At 72.3% G+C, this 18,214-nt stretch carries 16 protein-coding genes, 1 pseudogene and 1 riboswitch; of the genes and pseudogenes, 3 read left to right on the plus strand and 14 right to left on the minus strand.

Annotated features, from left to right (window positions below; translation table 11 throughout):
* The 10 genes and pseudogenes from VGE38_RS04525 to VGE38_RS04570 all read right to left on the minus strand — a co-directional run.
* A pseudogene (locus tag VGE38_RS04525) lies at window positions 1–576 on the minus strand (hypothetical protein); the annotation flags it as partial.
* Complete coding sequence (locus VGE38_RS04530) at window positions 573–2,174, minus strand: prenyltransferase/squalene oxidase repeat-containing protein (RefSeq protein ID WP_331141342.1); 1,602 nt, start codon at window positions 2,172–2,174, stop codon at window positions 573–575. The gene VGE38_RS04530 and the pseudogene VGE38_RS04525, both read right to left, overlap by 4 nt.
* 87 nt (window positions 2,175–2,261) lie before the next feature.
* Window positions 2,262–2,399: riboswitch (cobalamin riboswitch) on the minus strand.
* A 49-nt stretch (window positions 2,400–2,448) separates the two neighbouring features.
* The gene (locus VGE38_RS04535) at window positions 2,449–3,690 is read right to left on the minus strand and encodes an HNH endonuclease signature motif containing protein (protein WP_331141343.1); all 1,242 of its coding nucleotides are present in this window, start codon (window positions 3,688–3,690) and stop codon (window positions 2,449–2,451) included.
* A gap of 231 nt (window positions 3,691–3,921) precedes the next feature.
* Window positions 3,922–4,674 carry an NYN domain-containing protein gene (locus VGE38_RS04540; RefSeq protein ID WP_331141344.1) on the minus strand — a complete coding sequence of 251 codons (753 nt, stop codon included), beginning with the start codon at window positions 4,672–4,674 and terminating at the stop codon, window positions 3,922–3,924.
* 1 nt (window position 4,675) lies between these two features.
* On the minus strand, window positions 4,676–6,169 hold the full coding sequence (gene gatB, locus VGE38_RS04545) for an Asp-tRNA(Asn)/Glu-tRNA(Gln) amidotransferase subunit GatB (protein WP_331141345.1): 1,494 nt from the start codon (window positions 6,167–6,169) through the stop codon (window positions 4,676–4,678).
* Window positions 6,166–7,680 (minus strand): Asp-tRNA(Asn)/Glu-tRNA(Gln) amidotransferase subunit GatA, encoded by a 1,515-nt coding sequence (gene gatA, locus VGE38_RS04550; protein WP_331141346.1) that lies wholly within the window; start codon window positions 7,678–7,680, stop codon window positions 6,166–6,168. Before gatA ends, gatB begins: the two co-directional genes overlap by 4 nt.
* Window positions 7,677–7,976 (minus strand): Asp-tRNA(Asn)/Glu-tRNA(Gln) amidotransferase subunit GatC, encoded by a 300-nt coding sequence (gene gatC, locus VGE38_RS04555; protein ID WP_331141347.1) that lies wholly within the window; start codon window positions 7,974–7,976, stop codon window positions 7,677–7,679. Before gatC ends, gatA begins: the two co-directional genes overlap by 4 nt.
* Window positions 7,977–8,125: 149 nt before the next feature.
* Window positions 8,126–8,554, minus strand: coding sequence for a CBS domain-containing protein (locus tag VGE38_RS04560; RefSeq protein WP_331141348.1), 429 nt, complete (start codon window positions 8,552–8,554; stop codon window positions 8,126–8,128).
* Between the two features lie 101 nt (window positions 8,555–8,655).
* Entirely contained in the window at window positions 8,656–10,896 is a 2,241-nt protein-coding gene (gene ligA / locus VGE38_RS04565; protein ID WP_331141349.1) for an NAD-dependent DNA ligase LigA, read from the minus strand.
* Between the two features lie 74 nt (window positions 10,897–10,970).
* Window positions 10,971–11,417, minus strand: a complete 447-nt coding sequence (locus tag VGE38_RS04570) for an Hsp20/alpha crystallin family protein (RefSeq protein ID WP_331141350.1) — start codon at window positions 11,415–11,417, stop codon at window positions 10,971–10,973.
* 96 nt (window positions 11,418–11,513) lie between these two features.
* Between VGE38_RS04570 and VGE38_RS04575 the strand changes: the two genes are divergently transcribed.
* From VGE38_RS04575 to VGE38_RS04585, 3 genes are all read left to right on the plus strand, one after another.
* Window positions 11,514–11,807: a MerR family transcriptional regulator gene (locus tag VGE38_RS04575; RefSeq protein ID WP_331141351.1), complete on the plus strand. Its 294-nt coding sequence runs from the start codon at window positions 11,514–11,516 to the stop codon at window positions 11,805–11,807.
* Window positions 11,808–11,933: 126 nt separating this feature from the next.
* Window positions 11,934–12,569, plus strand: a complete 636-nt coding sequence (locus tag VGE38_RS04580; RefSeq protein WP_331141352.1) for a TetR/AcrR family transcriptional regulator — start codon at window positions 11,934–11,936, stop codon at window positions 12,567–12,569.
* The gene (locus VGE38_RS04585; protein WP_331141353.1) at window positions 12,566–14,203 is read left to right on the plus strand and encodes an MFS transporter; all 1,638 of its coding nucleotides are present in this window, start codon (window positions 12,566–12,568) and stop codon (window positions 14,201–14,203) included. The genes VGE38_RS04580 and VGE38_RS04585 overlap by 4 nt, the downstream gene beginning before the upstream one ends.
* A gap of 70 nt (window positions 14,204–14,273) precedes the next feature.
* On the opposite strand, the gene VGE38_RS04590 is transcribed toward VGE38_RS04585, so the two are convergent.
* From VGE38_RS04590 to VGE38_RS04605, 4 genes are all read right to left on the minus strand, one after another.
* Window positions 14,274–14,822 (minus strand): type 1 glutamine amidotransferase domain-containing protein, encoded by a 549-nt coding sequence (locus VGE38_RS04590; protein WP_331141354.1) that lies wholly within the window; start codon window positions 14,820–14,822, stop codon window positions 14,274–14,276.
* A gap of 67 nt (window positions 14,823–14,889) precedes the next feature.
* Entirely contained in the window at window positions 14,890–15,888 is a 999-nt protein-coding gene (locus VGE38_RS04595) for a uroporphyrinogen decarboxylase/cobalamine-independent methonine synthase family protein (RefSeq protein WP_331141355.1), read from the minus strand.
* 7 nt (window positions 15,889–15,895) lie between these two features.
* Entirely contained in the window at window positions 15,896–16,999 is a 1,104-nt protein-coding gene (mnmA, locus tag VGE38_RS04600) for a tRNA 2-thiouridine(34) synthase MnmA (RefSeq protein ID WP_331141356.1), read from the minus strand.
* The gene (locus VGE38_RS04605) at window positions 16,996–18,192 is read right to left on the minus strand and encodes a cysteine desulfurase family protein (RefSeq protein WP_331141357.1); all 1,197 of its coding nucleotides are present in this window, start codon (window positions 18,190–18,192) and stop codon (window positions 16,996–16,998) included. Before VGE38_RS04605 ends, mnmA begins: the two co-directional genes overlap by 4 nt.
* Between the last annotated feature and the right edge of the window lie 22 nt (window positions 18,193–18,214).

An 18,214-nucleotide genomic window follows, 5' to 3' on the forward strand; every position in this document is an offset into this window, starting at 1 on the left:
GGTGGTGCGCGCCGACGCCTTCGCGCTCGGCTTCCGGGGCGCCGTCGGCGACGGCTTCGCCGGCGCGGGAGCGGCCGTCGGCTTGGCCTCGGCGACCGGCTGGCCGGGCGCTGCGGAGGGCTTGCGCGTGGAGTTGGTCGACTGCCACACGAGGGCCACCGAGTCGCCGGCGTCGACGAGCTGGCTCTTGACGCCCTTGGACGCGTAGGCCCACGGACCGCCCTCGTTTGAGACGAAGAGCGCCCAGTAGGCGTTGACGTCGGTGCACGGCTCCCCTGCAGCGGGCTTCTCGGCCACTCGGCACAGCATGTCCGTGTCCGGGTCGTACGCGAGCGGGACGTGTGCTGAGTCGAACGCCTGGTGCGCTGTGCCGCTCGTCCCGCATCTGGTGTCGTCGCTACCACCGAGCGCGCCGAAGTCGATCAGGAGGTTCACTCCCCCGGCGCTCGCGCAGTACGCCGCCGCGGCAGGCGCCGCCGGGAGCGCGACGGTGAGCCCGACCAGCCCCACCAGCCCTGTCAGCGTGGCGAGCACCGCGACCAAGAACCGCGCGACGGCACCGCGGCCGGGGGTCATCGCACGACCCGCACGATCTTCGTGTTCTTCCGGTTCGCGAACTCGCCGGTGACGATGACCTTGGTCTTGCCGAGCTTCTTGCCGACCTTGAGCCGGGCGATGAAGGTTCCCGCGGGGCTGGCCGCGCCACGGACCGTCTGCTTGCGGAAGCGGACGCTCACCTTCTCCCCGACGGCGAGACCCGACACGAGGACGTTGAGCTTCTTCTTGCGCTTGACCTTCTTCGCGACCCGGACGGGGATCGTCTTCGCGCCGAGGACCTTGACGGTGGTCGTGCCGACAGCGCCGCTGGCCGTGGTGGCGGTGACAGCCACGGACCCGGTCGCCGCAGGCAGCGTGATGGACCTGGTGGCAGCCCCACCGGCCGGGATGCGGAAGCGCGCCGAGCCGGCGGTCAGGCAGACCTCGTCGTACGCGAGCGCCCCGGAGACGTTCACCGCGACCGCGGTGCCGCCCTGCTGGTAGCCGGCGGGCACGGACACGGCCGGCACCGGGTTGGTGGCAGGAAGGTGAGCGAGAGCGGCGAAGGCCTGGCCGGCGGCGAACTGCCAGCTGCCGCGCGCCTCGGGAACGATGCCGTTCGCGGCATCGGCCAGGTCCCCGTCGGTCCCGGCGATCGCGCCACTGTCGGTGTCGGTCGCCGCGGCACAACCCGGGATCGCGGTCAACTGGTGCCGACGCACCCAGGCGGCCGCCTTCGACGCAGCGCCGGGCTCCCCGTTGAGCGCGAAGGCCCGCGCGGCCAGACCGGTGGTGTTGGCGTTGTACGCGGTCGGGTCGTAGCCCGCCGCGAGGCTGCCGTCGGAGCTCTGCTGGTCGAGGAGCCAGTCGATGGCCTCGGCCACCGCGGCCTGGACGCCCGCGTCCGTGTCGTCGCTCAGCAGGATGGCGACGTAGGCGGTCGTGTCGGGGTCGGCGAACGAGAACGGGTCGCCCTCGCAGCTCTGGTCCGGGGCGTCGACGGCCGACCACGAGTAGCGGAACCAGCCCGCCGGGCACTGCTGGGCGAGCAGGAAGTCGCGGACGGCGCCCACCTTCGCGCTGGCAGCGTCGCGCAGGACCGTGTAGGCCCAGGCTTCGCCGATCGTCCCGGTCCACGAGTCGAAGGGCTTGTCGAGCGCACGGCCCGCCGCCGCGTCAGCGACCGTCTTGTCGGGGGTCTCGGGGTCCTTGTCGTCGTCGACCTGCTCGCCGCCGTCAGCGATGCTCGCCTCGAGCAGCGCGAGCAGCTCGGAGGCGTCCTCGCCGACGAGCTCGTGGGCCCAGATCGCGGCCGCAGCGCGGGCCGTCTTGAAGCTGGTAGTGCCGTCACCGGCCTGCGCGGCCTGGTCGACGAGCGACCCGGCGACCGTCTGCAACTCGCTGTCGCGACCGACCTCCTCCAGGCCGAGCGCGTAGTCGGCCGTCAGGCTGTAGTCACCCGCACCCGAGAACCCGGGCACCAGCCCGTTGTTCCCGAGCTGGCTCTGGAGCCAGGCGACGGAATCCGTGAGCGGCTTGGGCTCCGCGTCGGCAGCAGTCGCCGCAGAACTGGGCGCAAGCAGACCGAGGGTGAGGGCTGAGCCGGCGACGAGAGCGCCGACACGAGTGGTACGCATGATTTCCTTCCCGCTGCACAACGGCGGGAAGCCCTCTGGAGGGACACCCGCCGCATACCTCGACAGCGTGGTTGTCAGGACGCTCCGTGGCAGGTGCTCCGGCTCGCCGGCCCTCTCGGGTGGTCGGCTCACGGTTGCGGGTCAGCGCCGGACTCTCACCGGCTTCCCCCGCGCGCGGGCGTAATGAGTATGAAGATGTAGCGGGCGCAGCCTAACCCGCCGCCAGCGCGAGCCTGCAACTCCGTCTCAGCCCCCGCACCGCAGATGTCCGCGGCTATCTGCGGCGGTGGAACCGGACGTCGCCGTTGGGCAGCCGTTCGGTGGTGTACGCCGGGTCATGGGCCCGGTGATGGTGGTGCCCGCACAGCAGCCCGCCGTCGGCCAGGTCGGTGGGACCGCCGTCGGCCCAGGAGCGCCAGTGGTGGGCCTCGCACCAGGTGCCCGGGATGGTGCAACCCTCGGCACGGCACCGCTTGTCCCGCAGCCGCAGCGCCTTACGCTGCGCCGCACTGAACAGGCGACGGGTCCGGCCGAGGTCGAGCACCTCGCCCCGGCCACCCAGCACCGTCGGGATGAGGTGGGCGGTGCAGGCCAAGCGGCGGATCTCGCTGGCGGAGAGCCGGTCGCCACCGATCAGCTCCCCGACGCCAAGCTCGGCCCGCAGCTGCGCGAGCGGGATCGTCACCATGACCGTGGTGGCGTCCCCGCCGTGCCGCGGAAGGCGGCCGGGATCGATGGACTCGAGGAGCTGGCAGAACGCCTGCCCCAGTCGGCGCGGGTAGGACCCGGTGAAGGCCTCGGCACTGGTGCCGTCGGGCTTGCGCGGGCTGGTGAAGGCGTGGAGGTAGGTCGCGAGCCGGTCCGCGGACGCGTTGGGGATGACGCCCGACAGTCGCGTGGTGCCGTCCCCCAACGGCTTGAGGGTCAGCTTGGAGCGGCCGCGAGCCTGAGTCTCCTCGGCCTGCAACCTCCGGGCTTCCTCGGCCTCTGCGATCTCGGGCGCGACGACCTCGAGAATCCGCCGTCCCAGGATCGTGAGCTCTCGCGGGGTGTGGTCGGCGGCGTACCCGACGAGCGCCTCCTCCGCACGGCGCAGGACGCTCGGGTCGAGGTCGTCGGGAAGCCCGTCGAGGGCGGCGGCGATCACGCGGGCCTGCTCCACGTTGACCGCACCGGCGCGCAGGGCGTGACGGAGGTGCTCGTAGCGACGATCCAGCGCCGTGGCGAGCCGGTGGTCCGCGCGGGGCGTCTCATGCGTCTGCCGGGTCTCGGCTGCGAGCCAGGCCCCGATGTCGCGCGCACCGGTCGCGTCGGCGACGTCACCTGCGCTCGCCATGACCCGCAGCCGCAACTCGGCCACCCGCGCCTCGATGGCGGTGAGTCGGCGCAGCAGCTCTGCCTTCTCACCCGTGCGGAGGAACACCGGCTCCGCGTCGGTGACCTCGTCGAGCGCCTCCTCGAACGTCTCGGCGCACGCCAGCAGCGGTGGCGTGCGGGGCGCGAACGCGACGGTCATGGGCGGTCCCGAGAGGAGAGCTGATCCAGTGCTTCGCACGCTACGCGGAGCCACCGACACTCATCGTCCGGGAGGGCCGCAGGCGTCCCGAGAGAGTTGGCCTCGCACCCGTGCATAACATCCGGCGTTCCCGGGTATCAGTGGCCCAGGGGATCCGGTGGGCAGACGCTCTGGTGTCAGCAGTCGAAGGGCTGCAGACGCCAGAGCGTCTGGCATTTCGGTGCCCAGATCTCAGTGCCGCCCCTCGCGCGGATCGCGGACCGCGACCTGCGGCGTGCCCTCGTCCTTGAGCTCGAACAGCTCGGTGGCGGTCAGCAGCTTGGTGAGCGTGCCGTAACCGTAGTTGCGCCAGTCGAGCGAGGACTGGTTGCGGATCTGGTGGCCGACCTGCTGCACCGTCGCCCAGCCGTCCTCACCCGCCGCCGCCTTGATCGCGCTGCGCAGCAGCCGGACCAGGCCCGAGTTGCCCTTGAGCTCGGCGGTCGGGACCGGTCCGCGCCGGCGCGACGGCGCGTCGGGCTGGTCGACGCCGTCGTCCTCGTCGTCGTCCTCGTCGAGCTGCTCGAGGACGGTGAACTTCGTGCACGCACTCTGGAACGGCTCCGGCGTCATGGCACGGCCGTAGCCGTAGACGGCGGCGCCCTTCTCACGCAGGTAGTGCACCAGCGGCGTGAAGTCGGAGTCGCTGGACACGATGGCGAACGCCTCGGGCCGCGCGGCGTAGAGCAGCTCGACCGCGTCGATGGCCAGCGCCATGTCGGAGGCGTTCTTCTGCGTGGTCAGGTCGAACTGCTGCATCGGCCGGATGGCGGCCGGGTGCAGCTCCTCGATCCAGCCCTTGAGACCCGGCTTCGTCCAGTTCCCGTAGGCGCGGCGGATGTTGCACTCGCCGTACGTCGCCAGGTCGTTGAGCACGGCCCCGATCTTGGCCGCGGGCGCGTTGTCCGCGTCGATCAGCAACGCGATCCGCGCGCCCGCCGCCACGTCAGGCCAGCTTCTCGAGGATCAGCTCGCGCACCCGGCCCGCGTCGGCCTGGCCGCGCATCTCCTTCATGACCGCACCGATCAGGGCCCCGGCCGCGGCCACCTTGCCGTCGCGGATCTTGTCCGCGACGTCGGGGTTGGCGGCGATGGCGCTGTCGACCGCCGCCGACAGGGCACCCTCATCGGACACGACGGCGAGCCCGCGCTTCTCGACGATCTCCGCGGGCGAGCCCTCGCCGGCGTACAGGCCCTCGAAGACCTGCCGCGCGAGCTTGTCGTTGATGGTGCCGGCGTCGACCAGCTTCTGGACCTCGGCGACCTGCTGCGGCGTGACCCCGAGCTCGTCGATCGAGACGCCGGTGTCGTTGGCGCGACGGGCCAGCTCGGAGAGCCACCACTTGCGCGCGGCCTGCGGTGCGGCGCCGGCGGCGACCGTCTCCTCGACCAGCGTGAGCGCGCCGGCACCGACGGTGTCGCGCATCTCCAGGTCGGAGAAGCCCCACTCGGCCTGCAGCCGGGCGCGGCGTACGGCGGGCGGCTCGGGCAGCGTGGCCCGCAGCTCCTCGACCCACTCGCGCGACGGCGCGATCGGCACCAGGTCGGGCTCCGGGAAGTACCGGTAGTCCTCCGCGTCGGACTTCTCGCGGCCCGGCGAGGTGGTGCCGGTGTCCTCGTGGAAGTGGCGGGTCTCCTGCAGGATCTTCCCGCCGGCGTTCAGTACGCCGGCGTGGCGCGACATCTCGAACCGCACGGCGCGCTCCACGGACCGCAGCGAGTTGACGTTCTTCGTCTCGGTGCGGGTGCCGAGCACCTCCGTGCCGCGCGGGGCGAGCGAGAGGTTGACGTCGCAGCGCATCGAGCCCTGCTCCATCTTCACGTCCGAGACGCCGAGCCCCTTGAGGATCTCGCGCAGCGCGGCGACGTACGCCTTGGCCACGAGCGGCGCCTTCGCGCCGGTGCCGAGGATCGGCTTGGTGACGATCTCGATGAGCGGGATGCCGGCGCGGTTGTAGTCGACCAGCGAGTAGTCGGCGCCGTGGATGCGGCCGGTGGCGCCGCCCACGTGCAGCGACTTGCCGGTGTCCTCCTCCATGTGGGCGCGCTCGATCTCGACCCGGTAGGTCTCGCCGTCGACCTCGACGTCGAGATAGCCGTCGAAGGCGATCGGCTCGTCGTACTGCGAGGTCTGGAAGTTCTTCGGCATGTCCGGGTAGAAGTAGTTCTTCCGGGCGAACCGGCACCACTCCGCGATCTCGCAGTTCAGCGCGAGACCGATCCGGATCGCGGACTCCACCGCCTTGCCGTTGACCACGGGCATCGCGCCGGGCAGGCCGAGGCAGGTCGGGCACACCTGGCTGTTGGGCTCGGCGCCGAACTCCGTCGGGCAGCCGCAGAACATCTTCGTCGCGGTGTTGAGCTCGACGTGCACCTCGAGGCCGAGGGCGGGGTCGTAGGACTCCAGCACCTCGTCGAACGGAACGAGCGTCTCGGTCATCGGGCCACCTCCGGGGCAACGAGCGGGCCGCCCCACTGCTGGGTGAGCGCGGACTCCAGAGCCGCGCCGACCCGGTAGAGCCGGGCGTCCTCGAGGACGGGCGCGAGCACCTGGAAGCCGACCGGCAGGCCGTCCTCCGGTGCCAGGCCCGCGGGGATCGAGATGCCGGGGACGCCGGCCAGGTTGGCGGGGATGGTGGCGAGGTCGTTGAGGTACATCGCCAACGGGTCGTCGAGCTTCTCCCCCAGCTTGAACGCCGTGGTCGGCGCGGTGGGGCTGACGAGCACGTCGACCTTGTCGTAGGCCGCCTTGAAGTCGTCGATGATCAGCGTCCGGATCTTCTGCGCCTGCCCGTAGTAGGCGTCGTAGTAGCCGCTCGACAGGGCGTAGGTGCCCAGGATGATGCGGCGCTTGACCTCGTCGCCGAAGCCGGCGTCACGGGTCGCCTTCATGACGTCCTCGGCGCTCGGGCTCCCCGGCGGCGTGACCCGCAGGCCGTAGCGCATCGCGTCGAACTTCGCGAGGTTGGAGGAGCACTCCGCCGGCAGGATGAGGTAGTAGGCCGCCATCGCGTGCACGAAGCTCGGGCAGGAGACCTCGACGACCTCGGCGCCCAGCTTGGCGAGCAGGTCGACCGACTCCTGGAACCGCGACATCACGCCGGGCTGCCACCCCTCGCCGGACAGCTCGGTGATGACACCGACCTTGAGCCCGGACAGGTCGCCCGCCGCGCCCTCCCGGGCCGCGTCGACCAGGCCGGTGACCGGGGTCCGGACCGAGGTGGAGTCCTTGGGGTCGTGGCCGCCGATGAGCTCGTGCAGCAGGGCGCTGTCGAGCACGGTCCGGGTGACCGGGCCGGCCTGGTCCAGGCTGTTGGCCAGGGCGACCAAGCCGTAGCGGGAGATCGAGCCGTAGGTCGGCTTCACGCCGACGGTGCCGGTGACGGCGCCCGGCTGACGGATCGAGCCACCGGTGTCGGTGCCGATCGCCAGCGGCGCCTCGAAGGCGGCGACGGCAGCGGCCGACCCACCGCCCGAGCCGCCGGGGATGCGGTCCAGGTCCCATGGGTTGCGGGTCGGGCCATAGGCGGAGTGCTCGGTGGAGGACCCCATCGCGAACTCGTCCATGTTGGTCTTGCCCAGGATCGGCAGACCGGCCGCCCTCAGCTTCGCGACCACGGTGGCGTCGTACGGCGGCAGCCAGCCCTCGAGGATCTTGGAGCCGCAGGTGGTGGGCATGCCCTTGGTCGCCAGCACGTCCTTGACCGCGATCGGCACGCCGTCGAGGGCGTGGAGCGGCTGGCCGGCGGCGCGGCGCGCGTCGGAGGCGGCGGCCTGCTCGAGGGCACCCTCGGCGTCGACGTGCAGGAAGGCGTGGACCCCGGCGTCGGCGCTGCCGTCGACCGCGGCGATGCGGTCGAGGTGGGCCTGGGTCAGCTCGACGCTGGTGACCTCGCCCGTCGCGAGGGCGTCGGCCAGCTCGGCCGCGGTCTTGCGGATCACGCCGCTCACTGCTCCTCCCCCAGGATGCGCGGCACGGAGAACCGCTGGTCCTCGACCTCGGGGGCGCCGGACAGCGCCTCGGCCGGGGTCAGGCCGGGCTCCACGACGTCCTCACGGAAGACGTTCGTCATCGGGATCGGGTGCGAGGTCGCGGCGACATCGTCGCCGGCGACACCCTGGATGGACGCGACCGCCTCGAGGATGACATTGAGCTGCGGAGCCAGGTGGTCGAGCTCGGCGTCGTCGAGGTCGATCCGGGCGAGGTCGGCCAGATGCGCGACCTCGTCACGGGTGATTTCAGGCATGGCCGACAGTCTAGGCGGCGCGGCGTGGTCGCCCGCGGGTGGTGCGGCCCGCCCCAAGGCCGCGGGCACCTGACGTTCCTCACAGCGACACGCCGGTACGGCGTTGGTGACGTCAGGTGCCCGCGGTGGACCAGATCAGCCGTTCGGCCTCAGTTGTTGGGGCGTGCCGCCGAGATCGCCTCGACCAGCTCGCCCACCTTGTCCTCCGGCAGGTTCTTCGCGATGTCGGCCTGGCTCACCATGCCGATGAGCCGGTGACCGTCGATGACGGGCAGCCGCCGGACGTGGTGCCGGGTCATCGTGTGCAGCGCCTCCTCGACGCTGTCGTCGGCGCCGATCGTGACCGGCTTGCCCTCGCCGAGCTCGCCGGCGGTGACGGTGTTGGGGTCCCGACCCTCGGCGATGCACTTCACGACGATGTCGCGGTCGGTGAGGATGCCGTGCAGACGGTCGTCCTCGCCGCAGATGGGCAGCGCGCCCACGTCGAGGTCGCGCATCTTCCTCGCGGCGTCGGCCAGGGTGTCGGTGGTGCGGGTGCACTCCGCGCCGCCGGTCATGATCTCGCGTGCGGTGGTCATGGCAACTCCTCTCCCGGCCGGCTCCGGCACCGGCCTCACAGCCGTTCCGGTAACCGCCCGGCAGGCAGCGATTCGTGCCGAGGAGACCAGGGTGCGGAGGATCAGCCCAGCGCCGCCGGCCCGCCCTCCAGCAGCGTCACGAAGCCGGCCTCGTCGAGGATGGGGACGCCGAGCTGCTCGGCCTTGTCGGCCTTGGACCCGGCGCTCTCGCCGACGACGACGTAGTCGGTCTTCTTCGACACCGAGCCGGCCGCCTTGCCACCGCGGGTGAGGATCGCCTCCTTCGCCGAGTCGCGCGAGAACCCCGTCAACGACCCGGTGACCACGACGGTGAGCCCCTCCAGCGTGCGCTCGACCGACTCGTCGCGCTCGTCGGCCATCACCACGCCCGCGGCGGCCCACTTGTCCACGATCTCGGCGTGCCACGGCTCGCGGAACCAGGCGATGAGCGAGTCGGCGATGACGCCGCCGACCCCGTCGATCTCCGCGAGCCTCGCGCGGGCGTCGAGCGCGGCGGCCGAGGCACTGGCGACGGCGTCGCCCTCCCCCGCGGTTGCCTCGTCCGCGTCGGGGTCGACGGCGTCCGACACCGCCTCGTCGGCGGCGCGGACCACCTCACGCAGCGCCTGCATCGAGCCGAACTCGCCGGCGATGGCGCGCGCCGCCGTGGGGCCGACGTGGCGGATCGAGAGCGCGACCAGCACCCGCCAGAGCGGCACCGCCAGCCGCTCGCGCAGGTTGGCCAGCAGCTTCTCGCCGTTGGCCGACAGCTGCGGCCCCTCCTCGCCCTTCTTCGGCGCGCGCGTGAACAGCGGTGTGCGCAGCAGCTGCTCGGCGTCGAGGTCGAAGATGTCGCCCTCGTTGCGCAGCACACCGGCGTCCAGAAGGGCGACGCAGGCCTCGTAGCCCATGCCCTCGATGTCGAAGGCGCCTCGCCCGGCGACGTGGTTGACCCGCTCGACCACCTGGGCGCGGCAGTACTGGTGGTTGGGGCAGCGCCGATCCTTGTCGCCGGCCTTCTGCTCGACCAGCTCGGTGCCGCACGCGGGACAGGCCGTCGGCGGCACCCAGGCGGGCAGCCCCTCGGGACGCAGCGCCAAGACGGGGCCGAGGATCTCCGGGATGACGTCGCCGGCCTTGCGCAGGATGACGGTGTCACCGGGGCGGACGTCCTTGCGCGCCACTTCGTAGAAGTTGTGGAGCGTCGCCATCTCGACGGTCGACCCGGCGACCTTGACCGGCTCCATCACGCCGAACGGTGTCACCCGGCCAGTACGACCGGTGTTGACCTCGACGGCCTTGAGCACGGTGTGGACCTCCTCGGGCGGATACTTGTACGCGATGGCCCAGCGCGGCGCCCGGGAGGTGGAGCCGAGCCGGCGCTGCAGCGCCACGTCGTCGACCTTGATCACGACGCCGTCGATCTCGTGCGAGAGCACCTCGGGGTCGTGACGGTGCTCCGCGAAGTAGGCGATGTAGTCCTCGACCGCCGCCATGTCGGGCAGCACCTTGACCAGCGAGGAGACCGGCAGCCCCCACGCGGCGAGCGCGGCGTACGCCGAGGACTGGGACCGCGGCTCGAAGCCGACCCGGTCGCCGATGCCGTGGCAGGTCATCTCCAGGCGCCGAGCGGCGGTGACGGCGGGGTCCTTCTGCCGCAGGGACCCGGCGGCGGTGTTGCGGGCGTTGGCGTACAGAGGGCGGCCTGCACGGGCTTGTTCCAGGTTGATCTCCTCGAACCGCGCGGTGGGCAGGTAGACCTCGCCACGGACCTCGACCCGCTCGGGGACCGGGAACTCGCGCGTCCCCCGGAGCCGGGCGGGGACGGAGGCGATCGTGCGCACGTTGGGCGTGACGTCCTCCCCGGTGGTGCCGTCCCCGCGCGTCAGCGCCCGGGTGAGCCGGCCGTCCTCGTAGAGCAGGTTGATCGCGAGACCGTCGAACTTCACCTCGCACAGCAGCTCGGGCCCCGTGTCGACCGCGCCCACGTCGCGCACGACCCGGGCGTGCCAGGCCTCGACCTCCTCCAGCGAGAAGGCGTTGTCGAGGCTCTCCATCCTGCGCAGGTGCTGGTAGGACGCGAAGTCGGTGCCTTCGTACGTCGCCTTGCCCATGACCCGCTGGGTGGGGCTGTCGGGCGTGACCAGGGCAGGGAACTGGCCCTCCAGCTCGGCGAGCCGGCGCAGCAGCGCGTCGTAGTCGGCGTCGCTGAGCGGTGAGGAGCCGTCGCGGTAGTAGGCGTCGGAGGCGGCCTCGATGCGGGCGGCCAGCTCGGCGTGGAGCCGTGCGGGGTCATCCGCGCTCCCGGGGTTCGCTGGGCTCTCGGGGCTCTGGTCGCTCATGGGGACATCTTGCCGCGCACCGCCGACGCTCAGGCGTCGTCCCCCGGCCGCGCCGGGGGACGACGAGCCGATCCTCAGGACGAGATCGCTCCGTGCGACTCCTTCGCCGTGAGCTCGCCCGAGCCGGAGCGCACCTCGATCTTGCGCGGCCGCGCCCGCTCGGCCACCGGGATCCTCAGCCGGAGCACGCCGGCGTCGTAGTGGGCCTCGACATGGTCGAGATCGAGGTTGTCGCCCAGCACCAGCTGGCGGCTGAACAGACCCGTCGGCCGCTCCGACGCCAGCATCTCCCAGTCGCCGTTGCGCGGCGGCCGCTCGGCCCTCACGGTCAGGACGTTGCGCTCGACGTCGAGATCGAGCGTCTCGGGCGCGACGCCCGGCAGGTCGAACTCGACGACGAAGTGATCGCCCTCACGCCAGGCGTCCATCGGCATGATCGCCGGACGCGAGGTGGTGCCCGCACCCAGGAGCTGCTGGGCGAGCCGGTCGAAGTCACGGAACGGGTCGGTCCGCATGAGCATGGGATTCACCTCCAATGGTCGATAGGTCCGCGGATCTATGCTGTCCGCTATAGATTTCTTCTAGCACTCATGACACCGACCTTCAAGTAGGAGCCGATGACCGAGCTGCCCGGACCGCACCATCCCGTCTTCGCCATCTCGGTGGCCGCGGACCTCGTCGGGACCGGCGTGCAGAACCTCCGCGCCTACGAACGGCGCGGCCTGGTCGAGCCGCAGCGCTCGACCGGCGGCACCCGACGCTACAGCGAGGCCGACATCACCCGGCTGCGCCGGATCACCGACCTGCTCGCAGCCGGGCTCAACCTCAGCGGCATCGAGATGGTCCTGGCGCTCGAGGCCGAGAACGCCTCGCTGCGCGCCGAGCTCGACGACGCCCGTCGCGAAGAGTGATCGGCAGGTCGGCGGTCTAGACCGTTCTGGGGAAAACCCGGTGACCCGGAATGCCGGGCGTGCCTATCCTGTTGTCGATGGAACGAAACCGTTTCGTTCCATCTCTCGCGCGTCTGGAGCCCCGTCATGATCCGTCCCTCCCACCTGCCCGGACTGCGGCCGCGCGTGGAGGGCGACCGTGAGCGGGAGATCCTCGGCGCGACGCTCGAGACCCTGGCCGAGGTCGGCTACGACCGGTTGACCATGGACGCCGTCGCCTCGCGGGCGAAGGCGTCCAAGGCGACGCTCTACCGCCGGTGGAACGGCAAGGCCAACCTGGTGATCGATGCGCTGCTGTGCGAGAAGGCCCCGATCGTCGACCACGACACCGGCTCGTTGCGCGGCGACCTGCTCGCCACGTTCTGTGGGGCCGGTGGCCTGACCGACACCGAGCAGCTCGCCGTCCTCGGCAGCGTCATCACCGCCCTGGGCCGCGACCGCGAGTTCGCACTCGCGTTCCAGCGCGACTTCGTCGCCCCGAAGGCGGCCATCGCCGAGCGGATCTTCCAGCGCGCCCGGGCGCGCGGCGAGGTCCGCGACGACGTCGACCTCGACGTCCTGGTCCCGGCGCTGCCCGGGATCGTCCTGCACCGCCTCTTCCTGCTCGGCGAACCGCCGACGCCCGACCTGGTCGCCCGCGTCATCGACCAGATCATCCTGCCCGCGGCCGCCGCCGTACCGTCCGGCGGCCGACCCTCCTCCCCCCACAAGGAACCGTCATGACCAGTCTCGAACAAAGCGACCCGCCCGCGGCCTCCGCGCACAGGCACCTGGGCTGGGCCCTGGTCCTCATCTCGGTCGCGCAGCTGATGGTGGTGCTCGACGCCACCATCGCCAACATCGCGCTGCCCTACATCGGCACGGACCTCCACATCTCCGAGGCCAACCTGACCTGGATCGTCACCGGCTACGCCCTCGCCTTCGGCGGCCTGCTGCTGCTCGGTGGACGCCTGGGCGACCTGTACGGCCGGCGCCGCGTCTTCATGGCCGGCCTGGTCGTCTTCGCGGTCGCCTCACTGCTCGGCGGGCTCGCCACGAACGAGCCGCTGTTGCTCGCCGCCCGTGGCCTGCAGGGCCTGGGCGCCGCGCTCGCCTCGCCGGCCGCACTCGCGCTGATCACCACCACCTTCCCGGCCGGACCGCAGCGCAACCGCGCGTTCGCCGTGTACGCCATGATGTCGGGCGCCGGCGCTGCCGTCGGCCTCATCCTCGGCGGCTGGCTGACCGGGCTGGACTCCTTCCTGGGCCTCGACGTCGACGGCTGGCGGCTGACCTTCCTCATCAACGTGCCGATCGGCATCGTCGCCGCGCTGTTCGCCCCGCGCGCGCTGGCGGAGTCGGAGAAGCACACCGGCTGGCTCGACATCCCGGGCGCGGTCACCGGCACGCTCGGCCTGCTCGGCATCGTCTTCGGCCTGACCCGGGCCGGCGAGGAGGCCTACGGCTGGACCCACGCCCAGACCATCGTCTCGCTGACGGTCGGCGTCGTCCTGCTCGCGGTCTTCGCCGTGATCGAGTCCCGTGTGGAGCACCCGCTGCTGCCGATGCGGATCTTCGCCAACCGCACCCGCGCGGCCAGCTTCGTGGCCTTCATGATCGCGCCGGCCGCGATGTTCGCGATGTTCTACTTCCTGAGCCTGTTCATCCAGCAGATCGTCGGCTACTCGCCACTGCGGGCCGGCTTCGCGTTCCTGCCGTTCTCGTTCGGCGTGGTCGCGGGAGCGACGCTGTCCTCCAAGCTCGTCAGCAAGATCGACGTCCGCTACATCGCGGGCACCGGCACGCTGCTGGCGGCGTTCGCGCTCTACATGTTCTCCCGGCTCTCGATCGACGACTCCCCCGGCCACGTGCTGCAGTCGCTGGCCGACGGCTCGACGCCCGGCGCCGGACTGAACTACTGGACCGAAATCTTCCCCTGGGTCGTCACCATGGCCTTCGGCATGGGGCTCACGTTCGTGACGCTGACGCTCACCGCGGTCCACCATGTGCAGGCGGCCGACTCCGGCATCGGCTCCGGGGTGCTCAACACCATGCAGCAGGTCGGTGGCGCGCTCGGCCTGGCCACGTTGAGCACCGTGGCGCTCCACTTCATGCAGAACCGCGAGGACCAGGTCGCCGGGCCGCTCACCCAGGGCCTCCAGCAGGCGGGGATCGACCCCAGCGCACCGATCCCGGGTGTCGGCCAGAGCTACCTGGACGGCTCGTCGTTCTACGCCAGCTTCACGGAGGGCGCGACCCACGCGTTCCAGATCGGCTCGCTGATGATGCTGGCCGCCTCGGCGATCATCTGGATCTTCGTCAACGTCAAGCACACCGAGCTCGCGACCGACGGCCCCGAGGCCGTGCACGTCGGCTGACGCTGCTCCGCCAGCGCGACGGGCGCCCACCCTCCCCGGTGGGCGCCCGTCGCGTACGGCGGCCGGCGACTCAGACGGCAGCGCCCTGGAGCGCCGTCGAGATCGCGTCGACGAACGCCGGCAGGTCGTCCGGCTTCCGGCTGGTGATGAGGTGGCCGTCGACGACGACCTCCTCGTCGGTCCACTCCGCACCGGCGTTGCGCAGGTCGTCGGCCAGGCTGGGCCAGCTGGTGACCCGGCGGCCCTGCGCCCGACCGGCCGAGATCAGCAGCCACGGGCCGTGGCAGACAATCGCGAGCGGCTTGCCGGCGTCGTCCACCTCGGCGAGGATCCGCTGGGCATGCTCGTCCATCCGGAGGTGGTCGGCGTTCACGGAGCCGCCGGGAACGACCAGGGCGTCGATCGCGTCGACGTCGAGGTCGCCGAGGCTGCCGTCCACCTCGACCTTCTGGGTGGGGTTGACGTCGCTCCGCACGGCCTGGATCGCCTCGCCGCTCGGGCTGTAGACCTTCACCTCGGCCCCGTGCTCGCGCAGCTGGTCCCGCGGCATGAGGAGCTCGGGCTCCTCGACGTAGTCGTCGGCGATGATCGCGATCCGCTTGCCGGTCAGGTGGGACACGGCCTGCTCCCTTCGGTCGTCGTGGATGTCGCTCCCCCGGTATCCGACCTGGCGGTCCGCACCCGCCTCAGCTCAGCGACGCGGCGGCACTCCTGACGAGCTCGATCGAGCGTCGCGCCCAGTCGGAACCGGCACCGGCGAGACCACAGGCCGGCGTGAGCAGCATCCGGTCGGCCACGTCGTCCGGGTCGAGTCCGAGCATGTCGAGCCACCGCAACACGCGCTCCGTCACCTGCTGGTCGGTGGGCGGCTGCTGCGGCTCCAGGGAGGGGACGGCGCCCAGCGCGACGGTCCCACCGGCCTCGAGCATCTCGGCGAGCTGGTCGTGGTCGGCGGCGGACAGCGTCGCGAGGTCGACCGCGATCCCGGCCGCCCCCGTGGAGCGGACCAGGTCCAGCGGCGTACCGGGGGCACACGAGTGCACCCACGGCTCACCGCCCTCCTCGGCGATGCCCGCCAGGACCCAGCCGAGGGTGTCGGAGAGCTCGGGCCGGTCCACCGCACGGTGCCGTCCGAACCCGGACGCGGTCGGCACCCGGCCGCCCAGCACCGCGGCCAGCGCCGGCTCGTCGACCTGGACCACGAGCCGGGTCGCCCCGGGCAGCCGCCGGCGTACGTCACGGAGGTGGCCGCGCACTCCCTCGGCCAGCGCCTGGGCGAGGTCGCGGCGCGCGCCGTGGTCGGCGACCAGCTTGTCGCCACGGGGCCGCTCCACGGTGGCCGCGAGCGTCCAGGGACCGGTGACCTGCACCTTGAACCCGCCGGCGTACCCCTCGGCGAGCTCCTCGAGGGTGTCGAGGTCCTGGGCCAGCAGCGAGCGGGCGCGGCGCTGGTCGACGCCCGGCGCACCGGAGGTGCCGGTGAGCCGCCAGCCGGCCGGCTGCAGGTCGGCATCCAGCTCCCCGAGCACCCCGAGGGCACGGCCGACCATGGCGGCCGACGCGCCACGGGCCGGCAGCTCGGGGACGTGCGGGAGGCCGTGGTCACCCGTGAGCTCGCCCAGCACCGTCCGGGTGGCCTCGGCGTAGTCCTCGCCGGGCAGCGACCCGATCCCCGTCGCCCTCACGAGGCCCTCATGACGCCAGCCGTCGGGTCGCCGAGATCGTGGCCGAGCCGACCACCCGGCTGCCGTCGTACACGCCGGCCGCCTGGCCGGGCGCGATGCCGTACGCCGGGTCGAGGAGCTCGATCTCGACCGCCTCACCACTCACCGTGAGGACGCAGCGGTGCTCCCCGCCGTGGGCGCGCAGCTGCACCGTGACACCGGGCCCGTCGAGGCGGGAGGGCACGGTGCCGCACCAGCGGGGCCGGATGCCCTCGAGCCGGTCGACCGCCAGCTGCTCGCGCGGCCCCACGGTCACGGTTCCGGAGACCGGCTCGATGTCGAGCACGAACCGCGGCTTGCCGTCCGGGGCCGGGCGGCCCAGCCGCAGTCCCTTGCGCTGGCCGATGGTGAAGGCGACCGTCCCCTCGTGGCGGCCCAGCTCCGCACCGGACTCGTCGACGATCGCGCCGCCGGTGTTGGGCAGGCGCTCGCCGAGCTTCTCGCGGAGCCAGCCGGCGTTGTCGCCGTCGGCGACGAAGCAGATGTCGTGGCTGTCGGGCTTGTCGGCGACCAGCAGCCCACGCCGGGCGGCCTCCTCGCGCACCCGTGGCTTGGGGGTGTCGCCGAGCGGGAAGAGCGAGTGCCGCAGCTGCTCCTGGTCGAGCACGCCCAGCACGTAGGACTGGTCCTTGGCGCCGTCGCTGGCCCGGTGCAGCTCGACCAGCCCGTCCGCACCGGTCCGCAGCTGCGCGTAGTGGCCGGTGGCGACGGCGTCGAAGCCGAGCGCCAGCGCCCGGTCGAGCACGGCGGCGAACTTGATCTTCTCGTTGCACCGCAGGCACGGGTTCGGGGTGCGGCCGGCGGCGTACTCGGCCATGAAGTCCTCGACCACGTCCTCGTGGAACCGGTCGGACATGTCCCACACGTAGAACGGGATGCCGATCACGTCCGCGGCACGGCGGGCGTCGTTGGCGTCCTCGATGGTGCAGCACCCCCGCGCGCCGGAGCGGTAGGAGGCGGGGTTGCGCGACAGCGCGAGGTGGATGCCGGTGACGTCGTACCCCGCCTCGACGGCACGAGCCGCGGCGACGGCGGAGTCGACGCCGCCGGACATCGCAGCGAGGACCTTCATCGGGCCCCGGCCCCGGCCATCCTGGCCCGCTCGACGCAGGGTCCGATCGCCTCGACGAGCGCATCCACGTCGGCCTCGCTGGTGGTGTGGCCCAGGGAGAAGCGCAGCGAGCTGCGCGCCGCCTGGTCGGACTGCCCCATCGCCAGCAGCACGTGCGACGGCTGCGGTACGCCGGCCGAGCAGGCCGATCCGGTGGAGCACTCGATGCCGCGCGCGTCCAGCAGCATCAGCAGCGAGTCGCCCTCGCAGCCGGGGAAGCCGAAGTGGGCGTTGCCGGGCAGCCGGTGCACGCCGACCGGGTCGAGCTCGGCGCCGTTGAGCACGGCGTCCGGCACGACCGCCAGCACGCCACGGACCAGCCGGTCGCGGAGCGCGGCGACCCGGGCGGCGTACGCGCCCTGCTGCGCGACCGCCCGCTCGACGGCGGCGGCGAACCCGGCGATCGCGGGCGGGTCGATGGTGCCGGAGCGGATGTCGCGCTCCTGGCCTCCCCCGTGCAACAGCGCCTCGACGCGCAGCTCACGGCGGGCCACGAGCGCTCCGACGCCGTACGGCCCACCGACCTTGTGGCCGGTCAGGGTCAGCGCGTCGACCCCGCTGGCGGCGAATCCCACCGGCACGGCGCCGACGGCCTGCACCGCGTCGGTGTGGACGGGGATGCCGTGCTCGGCGGCGAGGCCCACGACCTCGGCGATCGGCTGCAGCGTGCCGACCTCGTTGTTGGCCCACATCACCGAGACCAGCGCGACCGTGTCGGGGTCGCGCTCGACGGCGGCGCGCAGGGCATCGGGGTCGAGCCGGCCGCGCCGGTCGACCGGCAGCAGCTCCACCTCGGCGCCCTCCCGCTCGGCGAGCCAGTGCACCGGGTCGAGGACGGCGTGGTGCTCGACCGCCGTGGTCAGGATCCGGGTCCGGCGGGGGTCAGCGGCGCGGCGCGCCCAGAAGACGCCCTTGAGCGCCAGGTTGTCGGCCTCCGTGCCGCCGGAGGTGAAGACCACCTCGCCCGGCCGGCAGTCCAGCGCGTGCGCGATCGTCTCGCGGGACTCCTCCACGACGCGGCGCGCCCGGCGCCCCGAGGCGTGCAGCGAGGAGGCGTTCCCGACCTCCTGCAGGTGCGCCGTCATCGCCCGGATCGCCGCGGGGACCATCGGCGTGGTCGCGGCGTGGTCCAGATAGACGGTGCGGTCAGACATGTCACCCCCAGGGTACGGCGGC

Source organism: Nocardioides sp., assembly GCF_036405735.1.
In the GTDB taxonomy this organism is placed as follows: Bacteria; Actinomycetota; Actinomycetes; order Propionibacteriales; family Nocardioidaceae; genus Nocardioides.